The organism is Bradyrhizobium sp. (assembly GCF_016213215.1).
GTDB lineage: Bacteria > Pseudomonadota > Alphaproteobacteria > Rhizobiales > Xanthobacteraceae > Bradyrhizobium.
Map to the genome: position 1 here is coordinate 51,132 of NZ_JACRAW010000025.1, position 13,703 is coordinate 64,834.

General features: G+C 62.0%; 11 protein-coding genes. 3 read left to right on the forward strand and 8 right to left on the reverse strand.

What is annotated here, in order from left to right:
• Positions 1–10: 10 nt before the first annotated feature.
• The 4 genes from HY852_RS05700 to HY852_RS05715 all read right to left on the reverse strand — a co-directional run bounded on the left by HY852_RS05700 (position 11) and on the right by HY852_RS05715 (position 3,874).
• On the reverse strand, positions 11–553 hold the full coding sequence (locus HY852_RS05700; protein ID WP_291603354.1) for a tripartite tricarboxylate transporter TctB family protein: 543 nt from the start codon (positions 551–553) through the stop codon (positions 11–13).
• Between the two features lie 165 nt (positions 554–718).
• Entirely contained in the window at positions 719–1,705 is a 987-nt protein-coding gene (locus HY852_RS05705) for a tripartite tricarboxylate transporter substrate binding protein (protein ID WP_291603356.1), read from the reverse strand.
• Between the two features lie 140 nt (positions 1,706–1,845).
• Positions 1,846–2,643 (reverse strand): enoyl-CoA hydratase/isomerase family protein, encoded by a 798-nt coding sequence (locus tag HY852_RS05710; RefSeq protein WP_291603360.1) that lies wholly within the window; start codon positions 2,641–2,643, stop codon positions 1,846–1,848.
• A gap of 31 nt (positions 2,644–2,674) precedes the next feature.
• Positions 2,675–3,874, reverse strand: a complete 1,200-nt coding sequence (locus HY852_RS05715) for an aminotransferase class V-fold PLP-dependent enzyme (protein WP_291603363.1) — start codon at positions 3,872–3,874, stop codon at positions 2,675–2,677.
• Positions 3,875–4,043: 169 nt separating this feature from the next.
• Between HY852_RS05715 and HY852_RS05720 the strand changes: the two genes are divergently transcribed.
• Both HY852_RS05720 and HY852_RS05725 read left to right on the forward strand, forming a co-directional pair.
• A complete protein-coding gene (locus HY852_RS05720; protein ID WP_291603523.1) occupies positions 4,044–7,070 on the forward strand; it encodes an FAD-binding and (Fe-S)-binding domain-containing protein in 3,027 nt (1,008 codons plus the stop codon).
• Positions 7,063–7,491, forward strand: coding sequence for a heme-binding protein (locus tag HY852_RS05725; RefSeq protein WP_291603365.1), 429 nt, complete (start codon positions 7,063–7,065; stop codon positions 7,489–7,491). The genes HY852_RS05720 and HY852_RS05725 overlap by 8 nt, the downstream gene beginning before the upstream one ends.
• A 39-nt stretch (positions 7,492–7,530) precedes the next feature.
• Here the strand turns inward: HY852_RS05725 and HY852_RS05730 are convergent, their stop codons facing one another.
• Positions 7,531–8,307, reverse strand: coding sequence for an enoyl-CoA hydratase/isomerase family protein (locus HY852_RS05730; protein WP_291603367.1), 777 nt, complete (start codon positions 8,305–8,307; stop codon positions 7,531–7,533).
• 200 nt (positions 8,308–8,507) lie between these two features.
• The gene (locus HY852_RS05735; protein ID WP_291603369.1) at positions 8,508–10,601 is read right to left on the reverse strand and encodes a molybdopterin-dependent oxidoreductase; all 2,094 of its coding nucleotides are present in this window, start codon (positions 10,599–10,601) and stop codon (positions 8,508–8,510) included.
• Positions 10,602–10,932: 331 nt separating this feature from the next.
• Between HY852_RS05735 and HY852_RS05740 the strand changes: the two genes are divergently transcribed.
• Positions 10,933–11,715, forward strand: a complete 783-nt coding sequence (locus HY852_RS05740; protein ID WP_291603370.1) for a cyclase family protein — start codon at positions 10,933–10,935, stop codon at positions 11,713–11,715.
• 158 nt (positions 11,716–11,873) lie between these two features.
• Here the strand turns inward: HY852_RS05740 and HY852_RS05745 are convergent, their stop codons facing one another.
• Positions 11,874–12,599 carry a Crp/Fnr family transcriptional regulator gene (locus tag HY852_RS05745; protein WP_291603524.1) on the reverse strand — a complete coding sequence of 242 codons (726 nt, stop codon included), beginning with the start codon at positions 12,597–12,599 and terminating at the stop codon, positions 11,874–11,876.
• Between the two features lie 338 nt (positions 12,600–12,937).
• Positions 12,938–13,651, reverse strand: a complete 714-nt coding sequence (locus HY852_RS05750; RefSeq protein ID WP_291603372.1) for a helix-turn-helix domain-containing protein — start codon at positions 13,649–13,651, stop codon at positions 12,938–12,940.
• Positions 13,652–13,703 lie beyond the last annotated feature (52 nt).

Below are 13,703 nucleotides of genomic sequence, written 5' to 3' on the forward strand. Positions count from 1 at the left end.
CCCGCGCGCGTTAGTGGCCGAACGCCGCCTCAAGCGGCCCCTTTGGCATGATGACATCGAAGGCGATGTCGAAGGTCACGAACATGATCGCCGTGAAGACCAAGGCGGTCAGCAGCGACTTCCACAACGCGATCTTTCCGATTACGCGCATGAAGCCGGCAATCAGCAGGAAGCTCGCAACGTAAAGCCCCAGAAGCTGCATGATGAGGCAGAACAGCAGGGTCGGAAAGAACACCGCCATCACCCGCCGGAGCTGCGCGCGGGTAACGAAGGTGGCTGAATATCCCTGGCGCGACAACGACGCGGCAATCAGCCCGTAGAGGCTGCCCCCGGCGAGAATGACCGACAGGTAAAAAGGGAAATAGCCAGGCTCGGGACCGGTTGCATCCCACGAGATACCGGTGCGCCAATTGTCGTAGCCGAGCGTGACGGCGAGCGCGAACAAAAGCAGCGAGACGATGATCTCGATGACTCTCGTATCGACTACTGCGGGCGAATCTTCTTCGGGAGCGGTCGGATCGTCGACAACGATTTCAAGATCGGAATTGGACATGGACCACGATGGTGAGCTGTCTGGCTTTTCACTTCTCGCCGCTTGCGGGAGGAGGTTGCGCCGAAGGCGCGAGTGAGGGAGATCTTCCACGATTGCGCTTGCGGAGTTTCCCCCTGACCGCGCCCTCCCCCACAAGCGGTCACAAGCGGGGAGACGGAAAGATGATCACTTCGCGACGAATCCCGCTTCGGTCATCAGCTGCTTGTTTAGGGCATCGTCCTCCTCAAGGAACTTCAGCATGTCCTTGCCGGTAATGAAAATCGGCTTCAGCGCCTGCTTTTCCATGTATTCCTTGTATTCCGTCGTCTGGGTCACCTTCTGGAACAGGTCGACATAGAAGGCCTGCTGCTCGGGTGTCACCTTGCCCGGCAGGAACATGGCGCGCAGCATGAGATACTGAACGTCGATCCCCTCCTCCTTGCAGGTCGGGATGTCGTGCCAGGACTGCGTCTCCGTCACCTTGGCCTTGTAGGAAATCCGCTCCTCGTCGAACACGCACAGCGGCCGAACCTGGCCGGCGCGCCAGACCTCGAGATTCTCGGACGGATTGTTGACGTTGGACTCGGTATGGTTACCGACCAACTGGGTCGCAGCCTCGCCGCCGGACTTGTAGGGCAGATAGGAGAATTTCGCGCCGGTCTTCTGTTCGAGGAACACGGTCAGCACGTGATCCTCGCGCTTCGACCCAGTGCCGCCCATCTTGAATGGAGAACCCGCGGCTTTGGCGGCGGCGACGAACTCCTTGACCGACTTGGGCCCTGCGGCGTTGTCCCACAGCACGAACTGATCCAGCGCGACGACCGCGACGGGGGTCAGATCACGCCAGTTGAAGGGAATCTTGGCGGACAGCGGCAGCATGTAGATCAGCGAATAGGCAATCAGCACCTTGTTGGCATCGCCTTCACTGGACTTCATGTACATGAGCGCTTCAGCGCCCGAGGCCCCGCCCTTCAGCGAGACCACGATCGGCTGCTTCATCAGATTGTTCTTCTGGATCGCGGCCTGCATCATCCGCGCCATCTGGTCGGATGCGCCGCCCGCGCCGGCTGCAACCACGATCTCAACAGGCTTGGTGGGTTCCCATCCCGCGAACGCCGGCGCACTCGCCGAGAACGCCGCTGCAATGGACGCGGCCGTGATTATCTTTCGCACGTGCTTCTCCCCTGGTTTCTATAGACCCGTGACGCCGAAGGTTGTTGCCGCCGCATTGTGCGGGCTAACGGCAGGGAGTTCAAGCGGCTGCGCTACCCGCCACTTATGACTTTTCGAATTCAGCCGGGCACGCGAGCTAGCTATTTGCCCTTCCAGTTGGGCGGGCGCTTGTTGAGAAAGGCTTCCATACCTTCCCGGAAATCCTCGCTCATATAGGCCTTGAGAATCAAATCCTCGCCTTCGTCGCGCGACAGCGTTCGCCGGATACGGCGTACTGCCTCCTTTGTGGCCTCAAGCGTGAGCGGGGCATGGCTGGCCACGAGCTTCGCCGTCTCCTCGGCACGACGTTGCAGCGTCGGCACGTCCGGGACCACTTCGTTCAACAGCCCGAGCGCCAACGCTTCCGGGGCCTCGACCAGCCGCGCCTTGAAGATCAGATCCTTGGTCCGCGCCGGTCCAACCAGCGCAACCAGGCGGCTGATGTTTGACATCGACAGGCAGTTGCCGAGCGTGCGCGCGATCGGAAAACCGATCCGCGTTGCCTCGGTGCCGATCCTGATGTCGCAGCAGGCGGCGATGCCAGCGCCGCCGCCGGTGCAGGCGCCGGCAATGGCCGCAATGACGGGTACCCGGCACTGCTCCAGCGTGCCGAGCACGCGATCGATCCTGGCCTCGTAGTCCAGCGCGTCCTGGGCCGTCTTGAAGGCGCGAAATTGCGAAATGTCGGTGCCGGACGCGAACGCCTTGTCGCCGGCGCCGGTGAGGATCAAAGCCTTGATTGAGCGATCGGCGTTGATGTCCTCGCAGATCGAGGCCATCTGCTCGTACATCGCAAAGGTCAGCGCATTACGCGCCTGCGGCCGGTTGAACGTAATCCGCGCCATGCCATCCTCGACGGAGTAGAGCAGGTCTCCATTGGTCGTCATGACGGCATTCATGCGCGCTCTCTGGTCAAATCGAAACTGATGTTCATGCGACGGCGGCCTTGGTCATCGACACCACGTCCCGGCTTTTCAGGACCTCCATGGCTGCCAGCACGCCGCCACCGCGATGCGGAACGTTCGCTAGATCCAGGCCCATCTCGACGCCCGACAGCGTACCCATCAGCATCAAGTCATTGAAATGACCGATATGGCCGATCCGGAATACCTTGCCTTTGATCTTGTTGAGACCGGTGCCGAGCGACATGTCGTAATTCTCGAGCACCACTTTCCGGAAATTGTCGGCGTCGTGGCCATCCGGCATGCGAACGCCGGTCAGCGCTGGCGAGTGGGCATTGGCGTCCTGGCACTGCGGCTCGAGGCCCCAGACCTTCATCGCGGAGCGCGTCGCGGCGCTGTGGCGCTTGTGGCGCGCAAAGACATTCTCAAGCCCCTCCTCCTCCAGCATCCTGACGGCCTCCTTCAGGCCCATCAGCAGGTTGGTGGCGGGCGTGTAAGGGAAGGTGCCGGCCTTGTTAAAATTGATGACCTCCTGCCAGTCCCAATAGGACCGCATGCCCGGATTTGCCTTGGCTGCGGCAAGCGCCCGTTCCGAGACGGCGTTGAAGCCGAGCCCCGGCGGCAGCATCAGGCCCTTCTGGGACCCGGCGACCGACACGTCGATGCCCCAGCTGTCGTGCTCGTATTCCAGGGAACCGAGGCCCGAGATGGTGTCGACCATCAACAGCGCCGGATGCTTGACGCGGTCGAGCGCCTTGCGGACCTCGAGCGGCGGGGTCACGCAGCCCGTCGAGGTCTCGTTGTGCACGATCATGACTGCCTTGATCTTGTGCTCGCGATCGGCGGCGAGCCGGGACTCGATCTGGTCGACATCGGCGCCGTGGCGCCAGTCGCCTGGAACGAAATCGACATCGAGCTTGAATTTTGCGGCGATGCCGCGCCACAAAACGGCAAACTGGCCGGTCTCGCACATCAGGACCTTGTCGGCGGGCGCCAGCGCATTGACGATCGCCGCTTCCCAAGCCCCCGTCCCGGACGAAGGATAGATGATCACCGGCTGTTTGGTGCGGAACATACGCTGCATTGCAGCGAGAACTTCGAAGCCGAGCTCGGCGAACTCCGGTCCGCGGTGATCCAGCGTCGGCATGTCCATGGCCCGCAACACCCGGTCGGGCACATTGGTCGGTCCCGGAATCTGGAGAAAATGCCTTCCAGTGTGCACGGTCATGGTGTCCTTCCAGATCTTGCCTTGGCTTGGTGAGCCGCTCGAATAACACTATTCGCAGGGCTTGTCCCCCGGCGGGCAGGTGCCGTCAATGCACAAGGACCAGATGTTCGCCTTGCCAAGGCCAGGGACGGCAGGCAAGACGTTGACGGCGAAAGGCGAGATTGAAGCAATGGCGGCTAAAGCGGCCGAAAACAGACAGAATTCGGCTCGAGACAAATCGGCTGACGACAGCGGCTTGGCCGCGCGTCTGAAGCGTGAGATTTCAGGCGAGGTGCTGTTCGACCCGTTCAGCCGCGGCCGGTACGCGACGGACGCCTCCTTCTATCAGATCATGCCCCTTGGCGTGGTGATCCCGCGCACCATGGACGAGGCGCTGAGCGCGCTCGCCATTGCCCGCGACCACGGCACGACGGTTACTCCCCGCGGCGGCGGCACCTCGCAATGCGGCCAGGCGATCAACAACGGCGTTGTCGTCGATTTTTCCAAACACCTCAACCGCGTGATCTCGATAGATGTTGCGAGCCGTAGCTGCGTAGTCGAACCGGGAATGGTGCTCGATGACCTCAACCGCCATCTCAAGAAGCATGGATTGTGGTTTCCGGTCGACGTCTCCACCGCGTCCCGCGCCACCATCGGTGGCATGGCCGGGAACAATTCCTGCGGCGGCCGTTCGCTGCGGTACGGGACCATGCGCGACAACACGATGTCCATGGAGGCGGCGCTCGCCGACGGCACGCTCCTACAATTCGGCGAGGTGGCGCGTGATCTTTCCCCAGTCAAGGCCGGGGGCGGCGGTCTGGCGCTCTTCCGTGACATGCTTGATCTCGGCGAGCGGGAGGCGGAAGAGATCGCGGCACGATTTCCGAAGGTGCAGCGGCGCGTCGGCGGCTACAATCTCGACGCGCTGGTGCCGCGCAACGTTCCGAACAACTTGGCGCACCTCCTGGTCGGCTCGGAAGGTACTCTCGCCTTCACCACCAAGCTCGAGTTGAAGCTTTGGCCACTGATCCGCAACAAGGCTGTCGGGGTCTGCCACTTCGGCAGCTTCTACGAGGCGATGGACGCCGCGCAGCACCTGATAAAGCTCAAGCCCATCGCGGTGGAGCTGGTCGACCGCACCATGATCGCGCTCGGCCGCGACATTGCAATGTTCCAGCCGGTCATCGGCGCCGCCATACGCGGCGATCCGGACGCGGTGCTGGTGGTCGAGTTTGCCGAGGAGGACCAGGCGGAAAACCTCGGACGACTGAAACGCCTTTCCGAATTGATGGCGGACCTCGGTTTCGGCTGGAACAATTCTCCTCGCAAATTGGGAGGCGTGGTCGAGGTCACCGACCCAGCGCTGCAGGCCGGCATTGCCGAATTCCGCGCCGCCGGCCTCAACGTCATGATGTCGATGAAGCAGGAAGGCAAGCCGGTGTCCTTTGTCGAGGATTGCGCGGTCCCCCTGCCTAACCTCGCCGACTACACCGCCCGCCTCAATGACATCTTCAAGAAACATGGCACCAGCGGCACGATGTATGCGCACGCCTCCGAAGGCTGCCTGCATGTGCGCCCGGTGCTTAATCTGAAGCTCGAGAAGGACGTCAAGGCGATGCGCGCCATCGCCGAGGAAGCCTTCGCGATGGTCCGCGAATACAAGGGCTCTCATTCCGGCGAGCACGGCGACGGCATCGTGCGCTCGGAATTTCACGAGACCATGTTCGGCCAGCGCATCCTCGCCGACTTCAAGGAGGTCAAGCGCCGTTTTGATCCCGAGAACGTCCTTAATCCCGGCAAGATCATCAACGCCCCTAAGATGGACGACCGTTCGCTGTTCCGTTATCGGCCGGACTATCGCGTCGGCGAATTAAACACGGTGCTCGATTGGTCCGCCTATCCGGGCGCCGGCGGCGGCTTCCAGGGCGCAATCGAGATGTGCAACAACAACGGCGCCTGCCGCAAGCTCGAAGGCGGTGTGATGTGTCCGTCCTATCGCGCGACCCGCAACGAGAAGGACGTCACACGCGGCCGCGCCAACACCCTGCGGCTTGCGATCTCGGGTCAGTTGGGACCGGATGCGTTGGCCTGCGACGAGATGATGGAGACCATGAAGCTCTGCGTCTCCTGCAAGGCGTGTCGTCATGAATGCCCCACTGGCATCGATATGGCCAAGATGAAGATCGAAGTGCTTGCCGCGCGCGCCGCACGTATTGGACTCTCGCTGCGCGACCGCCTCGTCGGCTACCTGCCGCGCTATGCCGATCTTGCCGCGCGCTTTGCCCCGCTCGTCAATTGGCGCAACAACAGCCTGATCTTGCGCGAATTGTTCGAGCGCTTCGCCGGTATCAGCGCGCGTCGCGCCTTGCCGGCTTTCCGGCGCGACGTATTCAAGTCCGAAGCCGAGGCGATAGGACCCGCGGCAGGCCGCGAGGTCGTGTTGTTTGCCGACACATTCAACCGCGTCTACGAACGCGAGAACCTCGATGCGGCACTTCGCGTGCTGACCGAGGCTGGCTACCGCGTGCACCTGCCGAAGCCTTCCAAGGGAAGCCGCTCGCTCTGCTGCGGGAGGACCTTCCTGTCGGCGGGACTGGTCGATGAGGCGCGCGCCGAGCTCGACCGGCTGGTCGAGGCGTACGCGCCGTTCGCCGCGCGCGGCGTGCCGATCGTTGGGCTGGAGCCTAGCTGCCTGTTGACGCTCCGCGACGAGCTGCTGTCGCTTCGCAAAGATGATGACGCGAAAACAGTCAGTGCGCACGCGATGCTGTTCGAGGAGTTCTTGGTACGCGAGGCGGAGGCCGGCCGATTGCGATTGCCCCTGAGCGGGGTGGCTGGCAAGGCCCTGGTACACGGCCATTGTCACCAGAAGTCGTTTGGCGCGTTCAAGCCCGTTGAGAAGGTGCTTCGCCTCATTCCCGGACTGAAGGTCGAGACGGTCGAATCTAGCTGCTGCGGCATGGCAGGCGCCTTCGGCTACGGCGCGGACACCTATGACGCATCGATGGAGATGGCCGAGCTGTCGCTCTTGCCCGCGGTGCGGCGCGCGGACGATGACACCCTGATCGTCGCGGACGGCACGTCCTGTCGCCACCAGATCAAGGAAGGTGCCCGGCGCAACGCCCTTCATGTTGCGCGCGTCCTGGCGATGAGCCTGGAGAGGGCGAAATCCAATCATCCACCCTCATCTGCCACAGAGGAGCCCAATCATGGCTGAGCTCAAGCTCGACGTCGCCCGCAAGATCCTCGATGCCGCGCTGGCCAAAGCCACCGAACTCGGATTGAAGCCTCTTGTCGTGACCGTTCTCGACGCCCGCGGCTGCATCAAGATCGCGGCCGCGCAGGACGGCACCAGCCTGCTGCGCGCCGAGGTTGCCCATGGCAAGGCGTATGGCGCGCTCGCGATGGGCATGGGTTCGCGCGCGCTGTTCCAGCGTGCGCAGGAGCAGGCCTACTTCATCAATGCTGTGAACACGCTGGCCCAGGGGCGCCTCGTTCCCGTGCCGGGCGGCGTGCTGATCCAGGAAGGCAGCACCCTGCTCGGCGCTGTGGGGATCAGCGGCGACACCTCGGATAATGACGAGGCGTGCGCCGTCGCCGGCATCGAGGCGGCCGGACTGAAGGCGAAAGCGGGATAGCTCCTTCCACCGGTCCGCCATCCGCCTCCAAGCGGCCCGTCAGCGGCCAGTCCACGACGGCTTGCGTTTCTCGGAGAAGGCCCGGAGGCCCTCCTTCGCATCTTCCGTCAACGCCAAGAGTGCGATCTGGCCTTCTGTAAACGCGATGCTTTCGTCGAATGACATAGAGGCAATCGCGCGCATCGCGTATTTGCCACGCCGGATTGCCGTCGGCGATTTGTCGATAAGGCGTCCGATCAGCCACTCGATCTTGGCGTCGAGTTCAGCGGCGGGGACGACATAGTTGAGCAATCCTGCGGCAAGCGCGCTATTTGCGTCGAATGGCTCGCCCGTCAGCGCCCACTCGTTGACGAGACGCGGCGGCGCAATCGATTGCAGGAGGCTCAGCACCTGCATCGGGAACACGCCGACCTTCACTTCCGGAAGACCGAAGATCACCTGATCGGCAGCGATCGCCATGTCGGTCATGCACAACAAACCCATTCCGCCGGCCATGCAGACGCCGCCAACCCTTGCGATCGCAGGCTTGGTCGAATTCTGAGCCAGCCGCAGGAGGTCGGCATAGTCGACGTTCGGCCGGGAGTAATCCATCGCGAAAGCCGCGCCGCTGTTCTGAAGGTCGGCACCCGCGCAAAATGCCTTGTCGCCCGCGCCGGTAAGGACGATGACGCGCACGTCACTTTCCTCATGCGCCTGCCGATAGCCTTGCGCGATCCGGGCAATGACGTCCCCGTTGAGCGCGTTGCGCTTATCTGGACGATTAATGGTGATCCACAAAGCCTGTCCGCGCTTGTTGATGATAACGTTTTCGCTCATGGCCTGTCCGCCTGTTGCCTTATCCTGATCAGCATTTGCGACAGGAAGCAGGCCGACCGCAAGAACGATTTCGCCTCGTATGCGACGGAAATCTGGATCCGCTACTCGCCTGTCGGACAACATCAGCGTGTACACGCAAGAACCTAGAGTTCGTCGGTTACGGCGTCACGAAGTGCTCGCCGTAGTCCGACGCGACCTCGTCAAGCGCTGGCGTTCGCCTTCCGGATCCAGACCTTGTTGTCGTGGAAGGCCGCGCCGCCGATCGGCGCAACGGTATCAGCGCCGGTCAGCATGTTGATGCCGCGGCTCCCGATGTGATCCTTGTTCGGATGGATCGACTCAGCAATCACGACACCGCGGCGCACGCCGTCGAACAAATTGGCGAGCAGCGTCGTCTCGCCGCGGCCGTTGCCGAGCGTAACCGCATCGCCCTCTTTGATGCCGAGCGTTGCCGCATCCAAGGGATGGATCATCACACTCGCCTTGCCCTCGCGGGCCTGTGACGACGGCGTCTCGTTGAAGGTCGTGTTCAGGAAGCTGCGCGACGGGCTGGTCGCCAGCCGGAACGGATGAGCCTCATCCGCGTGCTCGATGACGTCCCAGTGGTCCGGCAGCGAAGGCATCTTTGTGAGTTCGCCCATCGGCAGGCCGAACGGCGGATGGGCCCAGTCGGCCTTGAAATGGAACTTCTTGTCGGAATGGGCAAAGCCGTCGAGATAATGCGAGGTGCGGAAGTCCGGCTGCAGGTCGCGCCAAACGTCGGCTTCAAGTGCCTCAATGTCGCCGTGGCCGCTCAGCTTGAGCGTCGCGTCGATCAATTCGCGCGCCGACATCTCAAATCCCCAATGGACCGCTCCAACGCGGCGCGCCAGAGCCTGAAGCACCTCATGGTTGGAGCGGCATTCGCCCGGCGGATCGATCAACTTCGCGCCGACCGAGATGTACTGATGGCCGCCGCCGTAATAGACGTCGTCGTGCTCCATGAACATGGTCGCCGGCAGAACGATATCAGCCATCTGCGCGGTCTCGGTCGTGAACTGCTCATGCACGGCAACGAACAGATCCTCGCGGGCAAAACCCTTGCGCACCAGCGCCTGTTCGGGAGCGACCGACATCGGATTGGTGTTCTGGATCAGCATGGCCTTGACCGGCCCCTTGCGCTGTAGCGCTTCGGCATCGCCGGTCAGGATGCGGCCGATCTTGGACTGGTCGAGCGTCCGCGTCGAAAGATCGATCGCGTCATGGCCTTCGATGATCGATTCGTTGAAATGCCACAGCGCGTAATTGTTGAAGAATGCGCCACCGCCCTCATATTGCCAGGCCCCGGTCACCGCCGGAATGCACGCTGCCGCATGCATCTGCGCGGCGCCGTTGCGGCTCCGGGTGAAGCCGTAGCCAAGCCGGAAGAAGGTGCGCTTGGTCTCGCCGACCGCGCCGGCGAACGCCTCGATCTCGGCGGCCGGCAAGCCGCAGATGGCCGACGCCCATTCCGGCGTGCGGCTCTTCAGGTGCGCCTCAAGTTCACCGGGGCAATCAGTGTAGCGTTCCAGATAGGCGCGATCGGCGTACCCGTCGCGGAACAGCGCGTGCATGACGCCGCAGGCAAACGCACCATCGGTGCCGGGGCGCAGGATGATCTTGATGTCAGCCTGCTTCATGGTCTCATTGTCGTAGATGTCGACCGCGGCGATCCTGGCGCCCCGCTCCTTGCGGGCGCGGGAGGCGTGCGTCATCACGTTGACCTGGGTGTTCACCGGATTGGTGCCCCAGATCACGACAAGATCAGAAACTGCCATTTCGCGAGGATCGACGCCGGCGATCTTGCCGGTCCCGACCGCAAACCCGACCCGCGCGACATTGGCGCAGATGGTGGAATAAAATCGCGAATACTTCTTCGCGTGCGTGAGGCGGTTGAGGCCGTCACGCATCACAAGGCCCATGGTTCCGGCATAGTAATAGGGCCAGACAGACTCCGCCCCGAACTCGCGTTCCGCTGCGTTGAAGCGGTGGGCAATTTCGTCGAGCGCCTCGTCCCAGGAGATGCGCGCAAACTGCCCCGAACCTTTCGGCCCGGTCCGACGCAGCGGATGAATCACCCGCTCGGGATGATGGATGCGCTCCGCATAGCGGGCGACCTTGGCGCAGACAACGCCGGCCGTATAGGTCTGCCGCTTCGAGCCGCGAACCCGGCCGATGGTCTGGCGTCCGATGACCTCGACGTCGAGTGCACAGGCCGATGGGCAATCGTGCGGACAGGTCGAGTGGCGGATCTCGATTTTGGCTTGCTGGTTCATGCCAAGATAAGTAACACCAAAATACCGGCTTGCCGAAGGGCATTTATCCGGTAATGCTCATGTGAATTCGGCTTGGGACCTGTGGAGCGCAAACTGTTCCGGAATTTGCCGCGGGTCTGGAACACCAACCAAATCGGCTGGACCGATGCAGCGGCATCGTATCCGCTCGCCGGCCTTTTCTTGCGGTGGCGGCTACCGGACCATAGCTCCCGACTATTCGGCAGGAGCACTGGCGTAATAGCGTAGCCTCATGCCTGGTACAGGCTTGACGGGCTCTCGACGGTTCAGAAAGTTCGGCGACAAACTGAAGACAACAATGATGAGGAGCCCCATGGCGCGCAGGCTGATCGACATTTCCGTGCCGCTGCAAAACGACGTGCAGGCCGATCCGCCAGGCAATCACCCGACCATCCAGTATGTCGATCACCAGCAGGGGCTGCCGCGCATGCTGCAGTTCTTCGACGGCCTAAAGGCCGATGATCTGCCCGAGGGGCAAGGCTGGGCGGTCGAGCAGGTGTCGCTTTCCACACACAACGGCACGCATCTGGACGCACCCTGGCACTTTCACCCGACCATGAACCGCGGCGAACGCGCTTGGACGATCGACGAAGTGCCGCTCGAGTGGTGCATGCAGCCGGGAGTCAAACTCGACTTCCGCCATTTGCCGGATGGGTACGTGGCGACCGCGGGAGACGTGAAAGACGAGCTCACGCGTATCGGACACACGCTTTCGCCGCTCGAAATCGTCGTGGTCAACACCAGTGCCGGCGCCAAATACGGCGGACCCGACTACGTCAATTCCGGCTGCGGCATGGGCTATGAAGCGACCATGTATCTGCTCGAACGCGGCGTGCGACTGACTGGCACCGACGGCTGGAGTTGGGACGCGCCGTTTGTCTATACGGCAAAAAGATATGCGGACACCAGAGATGCGAGTCTAATCTGGGAGGGCCACAAGGCGGGCCGTCACATCGGATATTGTCATCTCGAGAAGCTGCACAACCTCGAGCAGCTGCCCTCAGTTGGATTCACCGTGTGTTGTTTTCCGGTCAAGATCGAACGTGCCTCGGCTGGCTGGACGCGCGCCGTCGCCATCCTCGATAGCTTGCGATGAGCTATCCACTTGAGTTGCGACGTCGTGAGGGAATTTGCAGAACAGTTTGCTTGCCGAGATCATCCGTATCGTTGCGATAATCTTTCGCTGGAATCCGACATCTGGGACGGCGACGCCTGGCGATTTGCCGCGAGTCCGGTGCCGGCCATCTCTAAAGATTATTCGGTGTCCGCGCCACTTTCAGCCAGGTCGCGCAGCGATTCGGCGTTCAGGACGACAATGGCGCCGTGCTCGAGGCGAACCCAATTGCGCGCGGACCAGGCCCGCAACTGCTTGTTGATGCTTTCGCGCGTCATGCCGACCATCTCGCTAATCTCCTGCTGCGTGATCGCGATCGTCCCGCGGCCGGAGTCCAGCTTGTGTTTCTCGGTCAGGCCGAGCAGCGCGCTGGCGAGCCGGGCTGGCAGATTCTGAAGAATGACTTGCTCGACCTGCTGGCTGGTCCAGCGCAGTCGCGCACACAACAATTCGATGAATTTCATGGCCAGCGCCGGCTGGCTACGCACGAACGGAAGGAAATCCCGACGGTCGATAATGTAGACTTCACAGTTGGTGTTCGCCGTGGCATCCGCCGTCCGTGGCGCTCCGTCGAGGACGGCGATCTCCCCAAAGATCTCGCCGGGACCGATCAGATTGAGGATTGCGCTGCGGCCGTGGGGAGAGGAGGAAGAGATCTTCACCGTGCCCGAGATGACCGCAAAGAGACTGTTGCCGGGGTCTCCCTTGGCAGCGATCGTCGACCCACGCTTGAAGGTGGTGTGCTTGGCGTAGCGACAAAGCTGATCGAGCGCCTCGGGCTCAAGATCAGAGAAGATCGGGTGCTTGCGCAGTACCGACAATTTGCTGCCCGATGAACGGGCACCTCCCGTCTTGTCCTGGGGCACGCCGCAATGCTCCTCAGACTGCAAGGTATCTAGTTCCTCCCTAGTCAACAGCAGCGGGCTTTTCAACTGGAAAGGAGATTGACAATTTTAGACGGGCAAGGCGGGCGGCGTCTGCAAGCCCGCAGCCAAAGGCTGCGCCGTCACCGACAACGCGCCTCAAGATTGTACGTTGGGGAGCGCAAAGGCCACAACTCCCGTTACGACGGCAATGGTGACCAACAATGCATCAGCAGGCATGCGGCCCCTCCCTTGAAATTCAGGGCATCATCGGGTGCATCAGACAGCCATCGTTGATCTGGGTCCGGGAAAGCATCCTCCGGCCTTCCCCCAGGATACTTCTAGGCTGCGGCCAAGGCCTCGGCCCGCGCCAGATCCAGGAAGCTGATACCGCCCGGAATGATCTCGATGATGCGGTCGCGCTCGAGCTTGGTAAAGGTGCGGCTGACCGTCTCGATGGTCAGACCGAGAAAATCGGCGATGTCCTGCCGACTCATGGGCAGCGGCACGGTATTCGATGGCCCGTACAGCAGGATAAGCCTTTCGCGCCAGCAGAGCAGGAATGTAGCAACTTTTTCCTCTGCGGAGCGACGCCCGAGCAGGACCATGTGATCCCTCGCCTGGCTCAGTTCCCGAATCGCAAGCTCGTTGATGCGACGTAACAGGTGCGGCTTTTCCTCGATAAAGCGAGCGAATGCAGCTTTGGGAAACTGGCAAACGATGACAGGTCCAATCGCATCGGCGGAGAAGTTGTGTCGGCCCGAAATGTTCATCCCCAGGAAATCGCCGGGCAGGGCGAAGCCTACGATCTGCCTGCGTCCGTCGGGCAGCAGCTTGTAAAGCCGCATCACTCCATCAAGAACATTGTAGAAGGAGGACGTTAGTTCTTCTTCGGAAAAGATGGTCTCGCAGGGCGCGAACGCCACATGCCGTCCCAAATGCTCGAAATCGCGCACTTCGTTCGCGTCAAGCGATGCGCAGACGCTGAATTTGCGGACCGAGCAATCACTGCAGATATGCCCATTCGGCTCGACCGCGACTAAAGAATGCTTCATCCACCACTCCAGCGGGGGCGCAGGCTACGTCGTTGTACGCGACCCCCACGGC

Bases quoted from the DNA above. Each gene is read 5' to 3' on its own strand.
- HY852_RS05700 (WP_291603354.1), bottom strand. From the start codon at position 553: ATGTCCAATTCCGATCTTGAAATCGTTGTCGACGATCCGACCGCTCCC.
- HY852_RS05710 (WP_291603360.1), bottom strand. From the start codon at position 2,643: ATGAATGCCGTCATGACGACCAATGGAGACCTGCTCTACTCCGTCGAG.
- HY852_RS05715 (WP_291603363.1), bottom strand. From the start codon at position 3,874: ATGACCGTGCACACTGGAAGGCATTTTCTCCAGATTCCGGGACCGACC.
- HY852_RS05720 (WP_291603523.1), top strand. From the start codon at position 4,044: ATGGCGGCTAAAGCGGCCGAAAACAGACAGAATTCGGCTCGAGACAAA.
- HY852_RS05725 (WP_291603365.1), top strand. From the start codon at position 7,063: ATGGCTGAGCTCAAGCTCGACGTCGCCCGCAAGATCCTCGATGCCGCG.
- HY852_RS05730 (WP_291603367.1), bottom strand. From the start codon at position 8,307: ATGAGCGAAAACGTTATCATCAACAAGCGCGGACAGGCTTTGTGGATC.
- HY852_RS05735 (WP_291603369.1), bottom strand. From the start codon at position 10,601: ATGAACCAGCAAGCCAAAATCGAGATCCGCCACTCGACCTGTCCGCAC.
- HY852_RS05740 (WP_291603370.1), top strand. From the start codon at position 10,933: ATGGCGCGCAGGCTGATCGACATTTCCGTGCCGCTGCAAAACGACGTG.
- HY852_RS05750 (WP_291603372.1), bottom strand. From the start codon at position 13,651: ATGAAGCATTCTTTAGTCGCGGTCGAGCCGAATGGGCATATCTGCAGT.